This window comes from Mangrovibacter phragmitis (assembly GCF_001655675.1).
Taxonomy (GTDB): domain Bacteria; phylum Pseudomonadota; class Gammaproteobacteria; order Enterobacterales; family Enterobacteriaceae; genus Mangrovibacter; species Mangrovibacter phragmitis.
Genome location: NZ_LYRP01000005.1, coordinates 1 through 14,769 on the forward strand (window position 1 = coordinate 1; position 14,769 = coordinate 14,769).

Consider the following 14,769-nt stretch of genomic DNA (forward strand, 5'->3'; position numbering starts at 1 on the left):
CTGGGCCCAACCACAGCCGGGCGCATGGACTCCTATGTGGATTTACTGCAGTCCCACGGTGGCAGCATGATTATGCTGGCGAAAGGCAACCGCAGCCAGCAGGTGACGGATGCCTGTAAGAAACACGGTGGCTTCTACCTGGGCAGCATTGGTGGCCCGGCGGCGGTGCTGGCGCAACAGAGTATCAAGAGCCTGGAGTGTGTGGCTTACCCGGAACTGGGTATGGAAGCTATCTGGAAAATCGAGGTGGAAGATTTCCCGGCGTTTATCCTGGTGGACGACAAAGGTAACGATTTCTTTCAGCAAATCACCAACAAATGCGATAACTGTGGAATGAAATAACTAACAGAGCAAGCCGTTCACAGCTCTGCCACATAGACTGCGTCACATTTATGGCTCGCTACGGTGAGCCATAAACGTGATGAAAAAGAAGGAAAAAATGTGTTTTTCCCTTCTTTTTAGTTAGCAGACGAAAATCAATGATTTGATTTTCCTTGTTTTTTATTAGGTGGCATCCTCTCGTTCTGTGCGGGCATGAGGTTTACCATCAGCCTCGTGGCTCACTACAGTGAGCCATATTTTTTGGAAAAACAGCCCGGCAAAACCGGCCTGCAAGAAAGTTCTTTCACCGCATGGTATCAGCCAGATAAACAGCCATATTGTCACCTTTATTGTTATCAATATTTAACACTATTCACCCATCTTGCTTATAGCTCAGCCATTTCCGCCACGGCATAATTTTCCTTGTTCCACCCGACAAAACTAACAATAAACTGGAACACTATTTGTCTGCCCATCAATTCACCTGGTACATCAGCAATAATGGATAATGCAAACCATGTCTGACGCACACTTCGCCGCACCCTTATTTATTCAGGAAAAAAATGAAGAGGACATCAATCTCGCTCTGACACCCTGGTTTTGTAACACGCCCAATGGGCCAGTCTGGGTTGCCGAACCCGCACCCGAAATAGTGCGTGTGGAAGCTGTACCCACCAACCCGGCAATTGCCATGGGCACACCTTATGTTGTCGCGGATATTGTGAAAGTGATACCGAACCCACCCTGGGGTACAGAAACACAGCTGGGATTCAGCGCGACAGAAGTGGTTTTTGAGCCTTTCTGGGCCACCCCGGCTATTGCGGCGGCATTTGGAGCGACGCTGATTCAACCCGGGCAGGCGATTCAGGTTTCCAGCCCGGTAAACCCACTACAATATGTAGAATATGATTATGGTGTATTTGCCGGCCACTGGTCTCCCTACCAGGGCACGGGCAATACGCTACTGACTGTTTCCTGCACTGATCTTGAACACCACGATTTTCCCCATGTGTTCGCTTCCACAGACCCGCTACAACCTCTGGTGGTTTCGGTAGGCCGTTACTGGCCTGAACAGGCTATTATTCGTGTCGCAGACCTGTGGGTAAAACAGGGCGACGCATTGTATATTCCGCCCAAGCCAGCACTGCCCAACCAGGTTTGCCTTGATTTGCATAATAACCGTAATTCGGCACTGGCATGCTGGGGTAATATTCGCCAAAACAGCATAACAACACACACGCTATTACAACAAAACAACGGGTACTTCTACTGGTACTGGAATGCTCTGGCAACAGTACACAGTCGCCCGGTCATGCCTGGTTAATTTATTTTTTGGAGAGAGTTTTATGGCAGACATCAGTGAACTCACCAGCGATAACGCAGTGTATAAAACGTTACTGGAATCGACCCTGGCTATTCCGTGGAAAATAGACTGGTCAACCATGTCATTCGCCTATATAGGCCCACAAATCGAACCACTTTTAGGCTGGGAACAGGCCAGTTGGGTTTCTGCTGAAGACTGGGCAATGCGTATTCATCCTGAAGACCGGGAGCGTGTGGTCAACTTCTGCATTGCCCAGTCTCAGGCTGGCGTAGATCATGAAGCCGATTACCGGGCACTGACAAAAGATAATGGATATGTGTGGATCCGCGATGTCGTGCATGTGGTGCGCAAGGAAAATGGAGAACCAGACAGCCTGATTGGTTTCATGTTTGATATCAGTGAACGGAAGAAAACAGAGGAAAAACTCATTGCGCTGCAAAAAGAGCTCGAAGCTTTATCTTACAAAGACGGGCTTACAGGTATTGCTAACCGCCGCCGCTTTGACGCCACGCTCGCCGTGGAGCTGGAAAGCGCCCGACGGGGAAAAACCCCTTTGTCACTGTTGATGCTGGATATCGATTTCTTCAAACAGTTTAATGACATGTACGGCCACATTCAGGGAGACCAGTGTTTGATCCGTGTCGCACAAACCCTGAGCCTGGCCCTTGAAGGCCCACGTGACCTGGTTGCCCGCTATGGTGGCGAAGAGTTTATCATTATCCTGCCCAATGCTGATGCTGTTATGGCAGGCAATATTGCAGAGCGTTGCCAACGACTTATCGCCAAACAAGCCATTGAGCATAAAGGTTCACCACACCAGGGGCTTGTCACCACCAGCATAGGTTGCCTCACTGCCATGCCAGATGAATCATTAAAACCGACCGAATTTATTCGCAAGGTGGACCAGTTACTTTACCGGGCCAAACAAAATGGCCGTAACTGTGTTGAAAAACAAGCGCAGTAACTCATGAAGGCCACACCTACGTGGCCTTTTGGCATTAACGGCGAGCAACCTGCTCACCTTCTTTCTGACCAGCAATGCTCTGTGCGTAATTGCCACTCAGGCAACCGTACGTTTTGCCTTTGCAGGTAATACCACCAGAAAACTGGCAAGTGTGAACAAGGCAATAATCCAGGCCATTGTCCAGGTGTACCGTCGTGGAAGAAAGCCAGTAACAGTGATGGAATAATACCATTGCCATATTGCAACGCCCCTGTCAAAGCAGAGTCAGCACCAGCGATATGTAGCACTTCATCCAGCGCAGCCGATGTGGATATTGCCGCGATTATCCCGTTCATAGAAAAGAAGATAAAAAACAGTAATCACAATACTGGCAATCCCGGCCAATTAATGCACCGAGAATGGCAATAAGGGCGACAGGTGTTTTTGCGGGGGAAGGCGTTCCCGCCCTGGCCCAGGAGACAGGAAAGAAACACAACAGAAAGGAACGGTGTGCTACACCAGTTAAGTGAACCATGCAGATACCCCGGCGATAGCGGCCAGGGAAGCAGGAACAATAGTCAGGACCAGCACCGTTTGTTTGTGTATCGCCTTATGTAACATACCCGAAAACTCACCACGAAAACCGTTTATTTCACCGCGCATGGCGGCCATTTCGCCACGTAATTCCCCCATATCACCGCGCAACTCCTCACGCAACTCACTCATTTCACCGCGCAACTCCTCACGCAGCTCACTCATTTCACCGCGCAACTCCTCACGCAACTCACCCATTTCAGCACGTAACTCACCACGCAACTCGGTAATATCAGATTTAGTAGCAAACTGTTCAGAGCGTGTGGTTAATGCGGCAAGGTTTACCCGGATATCGGCGACATCGACTTCGAGCTTCCCCACCCGCAGGCCGAGATTCTGCAAAAAATAATCCCGTGAGCCCTGATGTGGGTAGCGATTTTTGAGGCGACAAACACGCACACTGGTGATTTTGGGCATACTACTCATACGTTATGTTTCCTTACCTGAACACACTCTTCCTGTTAACACGAATTATCCCCTGTTTTTTGACAAGGGAAAATAGTGCTTCGAATAACTCTGCAATTCTCATCGCAGAAAAATCACGCAAGAATGAAACAGTTTCAGGAAGATGCAGCGAGACGCGCAGCAAACAGCAAAAACAAACCACCGGTAATACGGTTAAGCCAGCGAGCCACAGCAGGCTTTTTCAGAATATGGGCCACACGGCGTGATGCATTAATAAGCGTGAGTGACCAGAGTGTCCCCAACACCACATGAATGGATACCAGCAAGAAAGTCCACTCTACCGGATTGTGCCCCATCGGGATAAATTGCGGCAAAAAAGAGACATAAAACACACCAACTTTAGGATTCAACACGTTGCCCAGCACCCCACGGATAAACCAGTTACCGTGCCGGGCAGTTCCCTCGCCTTCGTTTAATTGAGGCGTTACAGGGGTACGTAACATATGAAAAGCAAGCCAGCACAAATACACCGCACCAGCCCATTTCAACAGCATGTAAGCCAGTTCAGAAACAGCCAGTAGTGCCGCCAGGCCAAATGCGACCATCGCGCCCCAAATAAAGCACCCGGTATTAATCCCCAGCGCAGCCATAAACGCTTTCCGGCTACCTTCAACGGTTGCCGTGCGTAAAATCAGTGCGGTATCAAGACCAGGCGTGATTGTCAAAAGTGAGGCTGCAAGGGAGTAGGCAAGAAGGGAATCAGTGACCGTCATTTTCGAGCTCCGAAAGAGTGGAAATTACATAAATCCCCCCGTACAGACAAGCTTTTTATACAAAAAAATCTCACGCCCTTCCATGGGCCGCGATAATCAATCAAGCAAAGATGGATCCTGGCGAATCATCAGTTGTTTCATTTCTTCAAAATGCTGGCGTGAAAAATCGGCAATTTTTTCCCAGTCTTGAGCTGTTTTTTCCGCAACTTCATCAGCAAGTATGCGCAACGGTTGCCCGGTGGACCAGGCGGTAACCAAAATCTGGCAGGCCCGCTCAAGTGTCCAGATATCATCAAATGCTTCGCCAATATCTGGCGCCGTCACCAGAACGCCATGGTTGCCCATCATCAGGCGTTTGTTACCTGCCAAAAGCCCGGCCAGGCGTGCGCCTTCCTGTACTGTATCAGCCATGCCACCATACAGTGAATCGAAAGAAACACGGTTAAAGTAACGCGCCGTATTCTGGTCGACTGGCGGAATATGTGGGTGCGCCAGGCAGGCTACACTGGTGGTGTAGACCGGGTGTAAATGCAACACCACTTTGACATCAGGCAAACGCTGGTGAATTTGCCCATGAATAGCCCACGCCGTTGCATCCACATCCTCACGCTGTGCCGCTTGCGGGTCATCAGCATGTAATAACAGCAAATCACTGGCCCGAATGCGGGAAAAATGCATCCACTTTGGGTTCAGTAAAAACTGTTTTCCATCTGGCGATAATGCCGCACTGAAGTGATTGGCAACCGCTTCATGCATACCTTCATGCGCAATGATGCGGAATGTGGCAGCCAGGTCGATACGCGTTTGTTCTTCATGAGAAAGCGCCATAAATTACCTCACCTTACAGGAAACGAAGAAAACCGGGAGCTGTTATTGAGCCTGTGGCATCAAGGTTTTCAGGTCTGCTTTCGTGGGGGCCTGGAAATTATATTTTTTGAGCAATGCAGCGTACTCCGGTGTTTTTTGGTATGCCGCCAGCGCCTTTTCCAGCGCCTGCTTAACTTCTGTGTTGCCTTTCTTCACCCCAAAACCATTGAGCACCGGATAAATCAGGGTATCGGAGGAAATAACAATACGATTACCCAGTTTGGCCGTGACACCACGGGCCACAGCCGCATCCGTTATCTGCGCCTCAACAGCATGAGATAATAACGCCTGAGTGGTTTGTGGATCGGTGGTGAATTCGCTCAGCGCAATAGGTTTCAGCCCTTTTTTCACGCAATAGTCGTCAGAAAGCTTATGTAACTGTTGGAGCCAGGAAGTGGCTCCCATTGAACCAATTTTGTGGCCACAAAAATCTTCAGGTTTTTTAGGCTGATAACTGCTGCCTTTCAATGCAAGGATGGACTCACCACTCTTAAGATAAGGCACCATATCAATAACTTTCAGGCGTTCAGCGGTGATATACATTGACGAGTTGGTGATATCAAAACGTCCTCCCTGTAAACCGGGGATCAGGTTAGGGAAACGGGTATCCAGGTTTTCAGCCTTGCGCCCCATCACTTTCGCCAGGCCATTCAGAAATTCAATATCAAACCCAGCCGGGTGATTATTTTCCATGTATTCATAGGGGTAAAACGTCATATCGGAACCCGCGATAATTTTTCCGGGCTGCATAAATGCCAGTGAACTGAATGACGCCATAGCGGTGGCCGCGCCAACCAGGCATAACACAACAGGGCGAAGCGAAGTGCGTAGCTGTTTCATAAAACCTCCAAAGATAAAATATCAGGCACTGGCAAGATCGTTTCCGGCCTGTTGAACAAAAAAGGATGCACCACGGGGTTTTTGCGGCAAACGTAACTGGTTGTCTGTACTGCGAATCAGACCGCTCTCTTCACCCGCAACCAGTGTGCCGGTATGAATACTGGGTAACGGGTTTTCTCCATAAGGCAACGCATCTTCAGCGGCGTATACCGTAATGAATAATGTTCGCGGATGTTCCGTTTCATTCGGGCTTGATGCATGCAGCAACCGGGTGTGCATAAAGCACACTGAGCCAGAGGGGCCAAAGCAGGCTACAGGCTCCTGGCAATGTTGTGCGACAACCGTCTCTTCCACAGCCCCGGTAAATTTTCCATTCTGCCAGTGAGACCAAAGCGGCCCCTGGTGGCTGCCCGGAATGACGTTGAGTGGGCCATTTTCTGGCGTAACATCGCTGACCATCAAAAGCGCCGTTATCAGGCTGTCATTGCTATGAGGCGTGAATAAAAAATCCTGATGCCATTTCACCTGTGTCGCAGTGTGTGGCAATTTGGAATTGATTTTGCTGTGATGAAACCGCGTGCCGTTATGGCCGATTAACTGGGCCGCAATCTTTGCCATACGTGACTTCAACGCGGTGTGCAGGTAAGACGCAGATATCTCGGTTGGTGATGTTACCCGGCGTAAAGAAGGATGTTCCGGACTATGGTCACTTTCCAGATCAAAGCGTGCACGACCATCCAGTGTCTCGCCCCAGGCATTATCATGATGACGGCTGTCTTCAACCCAGGTATCAAAGTCTTGTTGCAATGCATTGATTTCACTGACAGTTAATACATTTTCGACTACCAGAAAACCTTGTTGATGAAACTGTTCAATTTGCCACTGTTCAATCACAACATGTTCCTCTCAAAATACGGGTTCATTAAGCAAGGGAGACATCTTTAAGGAACGCGCCAACACGCGGGTTCAGCCCCTCACGCAATACGGCAGGTGTGTCATCACATACCACACGCCCTTTTTCCATAAAGACAATTCGGTCAGAAACTTTAAAAGCAAAATTCATTTCGTGAGTCACTATCACCATCGTTATCCCTTCATGGGCGAGAGCTTCGATAACCTGCAAAACCTCGTTAACCTTTTCGGGATCAAGTGCCGATGTAGGCTCATCAAACAGCATGATTTGAGGGCGCATCATCAACGCGCGGGCAATCGCCACTCGTTGTTGTTGCCCTCCAGAAAGTTGGTGAGGATATTTCCAGGCGTGTTCCAGCATGCCTACTTTATTTAGCAGTTCGCAGGCTCGTTGTTTTAATTCAGATTCAGGAGCCAGACGGTGGTAACGTGGTGCCAACAACAGGTTGTTCATCACAGATAAATGCGGAAACAAGTTAAAGCTCTGGAACACCATACCGATATTCAGACGGTGTTCAGCATGCTCTGTAAAGCGCGGTTTCTGCCGGTTACTCCGGTCAAGATGAATAAAGGGCTGTCCATTGATTTTAATTTCCCCGTTATCAATTTGCTCAAGTCCGTTCAGCAAACGAATCAGTGTGGTTTTCCCAGAACCTGACGGGCCGATTACCGACACCACTTCACCCGGGTGAATGTTCAGGCTCACCGCCCCCAGAACTTCCACATTGTTGTATGCTTTTTGCAGTTTAAATGCCTGCAATGCGGGCCCGTCTGTTGCACTGGTCAGGCGTTTTGTGCTTTCCGGTTGCTGTGTTGCCAATGCCAGCATGGTGGCATCAACTTCACGGCTGGTATTGCGCCGGGTAACATCCAGATAACGTTCCAGTTGTTTCAGCAGGAAATCAAATACCGTAACAATCAGCACGTAATAAAATGCAACCGCAGCCATGGTCTCCATCACAAGAAAGTTCTGCGAATAAAGCCGCTGCCCTACCATCAGAATTTCGGTCAGGGAAATAACCGACACTAACGAACTGAGCTTAACAATCGCGATATATTCATTTGCCAGAGCAGGTAATGCCACGCGCAAAGCCTGGGGAATGACCACTCGCCATTGAATACCGGCATAACGTAACCCCAGAGCCCGTGCCGCTTCACCCTGCCCTTTCGGAATAGACAACAACCCACCACGATGAATCTCAGCTACATAGGCGGCCTCACTCAGGACCATGGCAATCAAACCGGACCAAAATGGGTCACCAAGAACCACGGAAGACCCAGGAAAAGCCTGAGGCAGGTTGTAGACAAAAATAAGCAATACCAGCAACGGCATACTGCGAAATAACCAGATATAGCACCGTGCAGGAAGGCGTAAAAATAAATGGGAGGATTGCTTCGCCAGGGCAAGAAGAAAACCAAATACAATACTGACGCCCCAGGTCAAAAGACTGAGCTTAATAACAGTCCAGGTGGCCCGCCAAAAGTCTGCATCACTGAACAGACTCAACATGTAGTTCCAGTCAAAAGTCATGGGCTATTTCGCTCATTTAAAATAATGGAATTACGCGATACCCCATGGGCAATAATGGGGCGTTTACCGTAATCATCTTTGAGTTACACTATGTCGGCACTCCTGCGATGGTGGCAACTAGTAAATTTTTTGTCTTTAACTTTAAAAAAACTATGCAGACTGGTTAACACATAGAAAACACACAGAATATTCACACCCACATATAATCAACAATAAAAAAACAATTACACACATAAAAAAACGCACACCCTAATCAAACGTTAAAACGCACAACCAGAGTGCAATTAATGAATCAAATAAGGGCGTGCGTATTATTTTGGTGCAAAATAAAAAATAACCTTGAGAAACCACATCCTCAATTACGTTCATCACGTAAAAAGGCCAGAGAAAGTAATGCATTCATAAACCAGAGAATAATGGTGGTGGTATGTTCACTGGCATGATGCTTGCAGGACTGGTTAGCCTGAAACTATACCGATTAAGTCAGTAACAATATTTATTAAATGGTCTCTGCTATGACACGATTTACACTTAAGCAACTGAAGTATTTCGTCACTGTCGTTGAGACAGAGAGCATCGCTGAAGCTTCACGACAACTACATATCGCTCAACCTTCCATTTCCATCGCGATTAAAAATCTGGAAGATACTTTCGACCAGCAACTGTTTATTCGCCACCATGCACAGGGGGTATCCCTGACTTCTGGCGGTCGCCGTTTTTATGAGAAAGCCAGAGAGTTACTCCGCCTTTCTTACGAGTTTGAGCAGAATTCCCGGGCAGATAAAGATATGGTTTCCGGTACTATCTCAGTCGGTTGTTTTGAATCTGCAGCCCCCTTGTATATGCCCAAACTGGTGGCAGGCTTCACCAAAATCTACCCGGAAATTACTATTCAGTTGTATGACGGTGAGCAACATGAATTAATGCACGGCCTGCACCGTGGGCGCTTTGACCTGGCATTTTTATATGATCTTGAATTAGGCAATACCATTCACAAAGAAGCGCTTAACGCGCCACATAAACCTTACGCTCTGCTTCCTGAACGCCACCGTCTGGCAAACCGCAAAAGTGTTACTTTGCAGGAATTAAGCCGTGAACCAATGATTTTATTGGATGCCGTACCCAGCAAAAATTATTTCATCAACATCTTCAAAGAAAAAGGATTTAACCCGGAAGTCGCTTACAGCTCTCCATCAATTGAGATGGTTCGTTGCATGGTCGCCCAGGGGTTGGGTTTTTCCGTGCTGGTTACCCGGCCTTGCTCAGATATCACTTATGACGGAGAACGACTGGTACAAATGGATATTGATGATGAAATGCCAGCCTCCACGCTTATCATGGCCTGGTTACAAAATAACGAACCCACGCGCCCGGCACAGTTATTTATGGATTACTGCCGTAACGCTGAATTACAACCAGCACTCACAAGCCACTAAATAAATGTCTATTAAATAGATACGTCAATGCTGGCGTATTTATTTACACCTGATTGCCTCATAAATTTCTATTCAGACACTCGTTTTATAATAATTTACCGTAACAGCTGAGTTACATACTCTGGTTTTTATCAACATCGGCCTGGTTGCCGATTCATGGTAATTGAAGGACCCAGAGATGACAGAAAACGTAATAACAACAGATACGCTGGTTGTAGGCGCAGGCCAGGCTGGCGTGGCAATGAGTGAACATTTAACCCGCCTGGCAATACCGCACCTGGTTGTGGAAAAAAACCGTATCGCCGAAGCCTGGCGCAGTGGGCGCTGGGATTCTCTGGTTGCCAATGGCCCCGCCTGGCATGACCGCTTCCCGGGGATGACCTTCCCCGGCAGCCACCCGGACAGCTTTGTAGCCAAAGAACAGGTGGCTGACTACTTTGTAGCTTATGCCGACAAATTCAAAGCACCCATTCGCACTGGAGTGGAAGTGTTCAGTGCCACACGCCTTAAAGGGCGGCCGGGGTTCAGGGTTGAGACATCGCAAGGCATTATTGAAGCACAGCGTATTGTCTCGGCTACCGGGCCTTTTCAGCGGCCGGTTATCCCCGCTATCGCGCCACAAGACAGCGCACTCCTGCAACTCCACTCAGCTCAGTACCGTAACCCGGAGCAACTGCCAGACGGCGGTGTGTTGGTTGTGGGAGCCGGTTCTTCAGGGGTGCAAATTGCCGATGAACTGAACCGCGCCGGGAAAAAAGTGTGGCTCTCCGTTGGCGCGCATGACCGGCCACCACGCACCTACCGTGGCCGGGATTTCGTATGGTGGCTGGGCGTGCTGGGCCTGTGGGATGCAGCGGCAAACCAGCCCGGCAAAGAGCATGTCACCATTGCGGTGAGTGGTGCCCGCGGCGGGCATACCGTCGATTTTCGCCAGCTTGCTCACCAGGGCATTACCCTGGCGGGCCAGACTGAAGGCTTTCATCAGGGTGTAGTGGCTTTCCAGGATAACCTGGCAACACATATCCGCACGGGTGACGAATCTTACCTCGCCCTGTTGGATGCCGCAGACCTGTATATTTCCCGCCACGGGCTGGACTTGCCACCAGAGCCAGAGGCCCGCTATTTCATGCCCGACCCGGATTGCATGACCCACCCGGTACGAACCCTGAACCTGCAACAAGCCGGTATCAGCACCATTATCTGGGCAACAGGCTACGCTACGGACTTCAGTTGGCTCAAAGTGGACGCCTTTAACCAACAAAACCATCCTCAGCACCACCGGGGAGTATCCAGCGAGCCAGGCGTGTATTTCCTGGGGCTACCCTGGTTGTCCCGTCGCGGTTCCACCTTTATTTGGGGAGTGTGGCACGATGCGAAATATATTGCCGACCAAATCGCCATTCAGCGCCAGTACCAGCACTATCGCCCGGATGATACCGAGGCCTGAGCCCCTTTACCCTTTGTGAACAGGAAAACCATCATGCCAACACATACACGCATCCGGATGTTTAACACTAAAGAAACCTACCCAAACCAGGTTTTGGATAATGACCTGTGTCAGGCTGTGCGCGCGGGCAACACCATTTATGTACGCGGCCAGGTCGGAACAGACTTTGCCGGTAACCTGGTTGGGCTGGGAGACCCACGAGCCCAGGCTGAACAGGCGATGAAAAATGTGAAGCAATTGCTGGCAGAAGCTGGCAGTGATTTATCACACATTGTGAAAACCACTACTTATATTACTGACCCGCGTTATCGTGAAGCCGTCTACCAGGAAGTGGGCAAATGGCTGAAAGGTGTGTTCCCTATTTCTACCGGCTTAGTAGTTGCAGGGCTTGCCCAGCCACAGTGGTTGATGGAAATAGATGTCATTGCCGTTATTCCTGAAGATGAAATGGCACAGGAGGTGAAATGACACTCTCAATTAGCGCGCGTTGCCCGGAAACCGGGCAACTGGGCATTGCCATTAGCTCATCAAGTATTGCCGTCGGCTCTCGTTGCCCCTGGTTGTTGTCGGGTGTGGGAGCGGTATCCAGCCAAAACATTACCCTGCCCTCGCTGGGGCAACAGATCCTGGCAAAAATGGCAGAAGGCCTGGCACCAGAGCAGGCCATGCGGCAAACCCTGGCTGAAGACCGCTTTCGCGAATATCGCCAGGTCGCCGTGATCGATGCCTGCGGCACAACAAGCGTATTTAGTGGCGAGCAGACTTTAGGCATTCACCACACGGCTCAGGGAAACAACTGTGTTGCTGCCGGTAACTTACTGGCCAACCCGCAGGTTATCAATGCCATGGTAGAAGCATTTGAATCCTCCACCGGGGAACTGGCTGCCCGACTGATTACCGCGCTTCAGGCAGGTATAAACATGGGTGGCGAAGCAGGGAGTGAGCACTCAGCAGCCGTTAAAGTGATGGATGATTACACCTGGCCGGTGGTGGATTTACGGGTGGACTGGGCTGAGCAGGCACCGGTGGAAGCATTGCTGGCGTTGTGGCAGGCCTGGGAGCCGCAAATGGATGCCTATATTACCCGGGCGCTCGACCCGCGTGAAGCGCCCAGCTACGGTGTGCCTGGCGATGAGTAACCCGGTGCGGGATATTCTGGCCCAATTGCTGGCTTTCGATACCACCAGTCGGGAATCCAACCTCGCGCTGATTGGGATGATTCGTGAGTTTTTGGCGGCTCGCGGGGTTGCGGTTCAACTGTTCACTAATGAAAGCGGGAGCAAAGCCAACCTGTATGCACGTATCGGCCCGGACGGCCCTGGCGGTGTGATGCTTTCCGGCCATACCGATACCGTGCCGGTGGACGGGCAAAACTGGTCGGTTCCACCATTTATGCTGAGTGAAAAAAATGGCCGCTACTATGGGCGTGGCAGTACCGATATGAAAGGTTTCCTCGCCTGTATGCTGGCCTCTGTTGATACCTTTTTATCCGCGCCATTACGCATGCCTTTACACCTGGCCTTTTCCTACGACGAGGAAGTAGGCTGCCTGGGCGTTCGCAGCCTGGTGGACTGGCTGCGTAATGCACAGGACCGCCCCGCAATGTGTATTATTGGCGAGCCCACAGAAATGCAGCCGGTATACGGGCACAAGGGAAAACTGGCAATGCGTTGCCAGGTTCATGGTCATGCCTGCCACTCTGCACAGGCACCCGAAGGGGTAAACGCCATTAGTTATGCCGCAAAAGTTATTGCCCATCTGGGAGAACTGGGTGAGCAACTGGCATTACACCAGGACAAACGCTTTTCCCCGGCATTCAGTACCGTGCAGGTGGGTACTATTCAGGGTGGCAGCGCGCTAAATATCGTACCGGCAAACTGCTCTTTTGATTTTGAAGTACGCTATTTGCCTGGTGTTCAGGTGCAAACCGTAGCGGAGAAACTGCAGGCATGGACCAGGCGCACGCTGGTTCCTGATATGAAGCAGGTGGCCGGCGAAAGTGAGATAACCTTTCACACCCTGAGCCATTACCCCGGCCTGCTGGCAGAGACCCAGTCTGAATTTGCCCGCCTGTTGTCGGGCTGGTGTGGCAGTGAGTCTTTCTCAACTGTCGCTTTCGGCACAGAGGCTGGCTTATTTCATGATGCCGGTATTGCCACGCTGATTTGCGGCCCGGGCAGTATGGCACAGGGCCATAAAGCCGATGAGTTTGTTGCCATTGAACAACTCGATAACTGCATGCTGATGCTGAAAAATCTGTTCGCCTGGATGAAGACCCCGGACGCCTCTTCTTAACCTGCGCCACAAACTTGTATGACAGCTTTTGTTAATTTTGCTTAAGCTGTCACATAGCTTTCCTGTTCTGGCCGCTACACTGGCAGTAAATTTTGTCACCTTCTACTGACACAGGAGTCTTTGCATGTCTGGTCTGGTTAACTGGGGCATTCTGGGTTACGCCCGTATTGCAAGAAATTCACTTATCCCGGCTATCAGCCGGGCCACTAATGCACATTTATATGGCGTAGCTTCGCGTAACAGTGCGCAACTCCCCACTGGCGAATGGGATAAAAGCTACCCGGATTACGCCAGCCTGCTGGCAGATGAAGCGATTGATGCCGTCTACATTCCCCTGCCCAATTCACTGCATAAAACCTGGGTGATACGCGCACTGGAAGCCGGGAAGCATGTTTTATGTGAAAAACCGTTAGGCCTGACCGCCGAAGAAGGCAACGCGATGCATAAGGCCGCGCAACAACATGGCCGCATCCTGATGGAAGCCTTTATGTACCGCTACACACACCGGATGCAGGCGGTAAAATCCGTGCTGGCAAGCGGTGTGCTCGGCGATATTCGCCATATCAATGCCACTTTCCGTTTCCTGTTAAACCGGCCAGGTACCATAAAAATGCAGCCTGCTTTAGGTGGCGGAGCCCTGTACGATGTGGGTTGTTACCCGGTGAATTTTGTCGGCATGGTCACTCAACGGGTACCGGTTCGTTGTGAAGTGTTATGCGAGATGGATAACGGTGTGGACACGCAGCTATCGGCGATTTTGCAGTATGACGACGGGCTGATAGCCAATATTCACTGCGGGTTTAACAGTTTTGGCAGCAATTTTGCCGAAATTATTGGCACTAAAGGTTTACTGCGCATTGACGACACCTTCCAGGACAATGCCGGGGATATTTGGCTGCACACTGATGAAGGCAGCCGCGCAATCCCCGTTGAGGAGTCGGACCGTTATCTGGCGGAAGTCAGCCAGTTTTCCGCCGCAGTCCTGAAGCAACCTGCGCACTGCCTGTCACTGGAAGAGAGTATCCGTAACCTGCAGGTGCTGGATATGATCCGGGCGAAAATGCCCGAGTCATAAGAGAAA

The 14,769-nt window shown here is 50.2% G+C and carries 15 protein-coding genes and 1 pseudogene; 9 read left to right on the plus strand and 7 right to left on the minus strand.

The genetic code is table 11. The features are described 5' to 3' along the window. The 3 genes from A9B99_RS07685 to A9B99_RS07695 form a co-directional block, all read left to right on the plus strand. A partial coding sequence (locus A9B99_RS07685; protein ID WP_197499262.1) for a fumarate hydratase C-terminal domain-containing protein occupies positions 1-342 on the plus strand: 342 nt, incomplete at its 5' end. Positions 343-838: 496 nt separating this feature from the next. Next, on the plus strand, positions 839-1,645 hold the full coding sequence (locus A9B99_RS07690; RefSeq protein WP_064596494.1) for a hypothetical protein: 807 nt from the start codon (positions 839-841) through the stop codon (positions 1,643-1,645). A gap of 22 nt (positions 1,646-1,667) precedes the next feature. Further along, on the plus strand, positions 1,668-2,609 hold the full coding sequence (locus A9B99_RS07695; RefSeq protein WP_064596496.1) for a GGDEF domain-containing protein: 942 nt from the start codon (positions 1,668-1,670) through the stop codon (positions 2,607-2,609). A 96-nt stretch (positions 2,610-2,705) separates the two neighbouring features. On the opposite strand, the pseudogene A9B99_RS24155 reads toward A9B99_RS07695, so the two are convergent. The 7 genes and pseudogenes from A9B99_RS24155 to A9B99_RS07730 form a co-directional block, all read right to left on the minus strand. After that, positions 2,706-2,987, minus strand: a pseudogene (locus tag A9B99_RS24155) (Bcr/CflA family drug resistance efflux transporter); the annotation flags it as partial. 123 nt (positions 2,988-3,110) lie between these two features. Continuing rightward, positions 3,111-3,608: a hypothetical protein gene (locus A9B99_RS07705; protein ID WP_064596300.1), complete on the minus strand. Its 498-nt coding sequence runs from the start codon at positions 3,606-3,608 to the stop codon at positions 3,111-3,113. Between the two features lie 134 nt (positions 3,609-3,742). Next, positions 3,743-4,360 (minus strand): LysE family translocator, encoded by a 618-nt coding sequence (locus tag A9B99_RS07710; RefSeq protein ID WP_064596302.1) that lies wholly within the window; start codon positions 4,358-4,360, stop codon positions 3,743-3,745. 96 nt (positions 4,361-4,456) lie between these two features. Further along, complete coding sequence (locus A9B99_RS07715) at positions 4,457-5,188, minus strand: class II aldolase and adducin N-terminal domain-containing protein (RefSeq protein ID WP_064596304.1); 732 nt, start codon at positions 5,186-5,188, stop codon at positions 4,457-4,459. Positions 5,189-5,230: 42 nt separating this feature from the next. Next, entirely contained in the window at positions 5,231-6,067 is an 837-nt protein-coding gene (locus tag A9B99_RS07720; RefSeq protein WP_064596306.1) for an ABC transporter substrate-binding protein, read from the minus strand. A 21-nt stretch (positions 6,068-6,088) separates the two neighbouring features. Then, a complete protein-coding gene (locus A9B99_RS07725) occupies positions 6,089-6,961 on the minus strand; it encodes a phytanoyl-CoA dioxygenase family protein (protein ID WP_064596309.1) in 873 nt (290 codons plus the stop codon). 28 nt (positions 6,962-6,989) lie between these two features. Next, a complete protein-coding gene (locus A9B99_RS07730) occupies positions 6,990-8,510 on the minus strand; it encodes an amino acid ABC transporter permease/ATP-binding protein (RefSeq protein WP_064596312.1) in 1,521 nt (506 codons plus the stop codon). Positions 8,511-9,025: 515 nt separating this feature from the next. Here A9B99_RS07730 and A9B99_RS07735 point away from each other — a divergent pair. The 6 genes from A9B99_RS07735 (at position 9,026) to A9B99_RS07760 (ending at position 14,763) form a co-directional block, all read left to right on the plus strand. After that, positions 9,026-9,946 carry a LysR substrate-binding domain-containing protein gene (locus A9B99_RS07735; protein WP_064596314.1) on the plus strand — a complete coding sequence of 307 codons (921 nt, stop codon included), beginning with the start codon at positions 9,026-9,028 and terminating at the stop codon, positions 9,944-9,946. 178 nt (positions 9,947-10,124) lie between these two features. Further along, positions 10,125-11,393 carry a flavin-containing monooxygenase gene (locus A9B99_RS07740; RefSeq protein WP_064596316.1) on the plus strand — a complete coding sequence of 423 codons (1,269 nt, stop codon included), beginning with the start codon at positions 10,125-10,127 and terminating at the stop codon, positions 11,391-11,393. A 33-nt stretch (positions 11,394-11,426) separates the two neighbouring features. Then, entirely contained in the window at positions 11,427-11,861 is a 435-nt protein-coding gene (locus A9B99_RS07745; RefSeq protein WP_064596318.1) for a RidA family protein, read from the plus strand. Continuing rightward, complete coding sequence (locus A9B99_RS07750) at positions 11,858-12,532, plus strand: DUF1028 domain-containing protein (RefSeq protein ID WP_064596320.1); 675 nt, start codon at positions 11,858-11,860, stop codon at positions 12,530-12,532. Before A9B99_RS07745 ends, A9B99_RS07750 begins: the two co-directional genes overlap by 4 nt. Next, a complete protein-coding gene (argE, locus tag A9B99_RS07755; RefSeq protein ID WP_064596321.1) occupies positions 12,525-13,688 on the plus strand; it encodes an acetylornithine deacetylase in 1,164 nt (387 codons plus the stop codon). Before A9B99_RS07750 ends, argE begins: the two co-directional genes overlap by 8 nt. Positions 13,689-13,812: 124 nt before the next feature. Beyond that, on the plus strand, positions 13,813-14,763 hold the full coding sequence (locus tag A9B99_RS07760) for a Gfo/Idh/MocA family protein (RefSeq protein ID WP_064596323.1): 951 nt from the start codon (positions 13,813-13,815) through the stop codon (positions 14,761-14,763). The last annotated feature ends 6 nt before the right edge of the window (positions 14,764-14,769 follow it).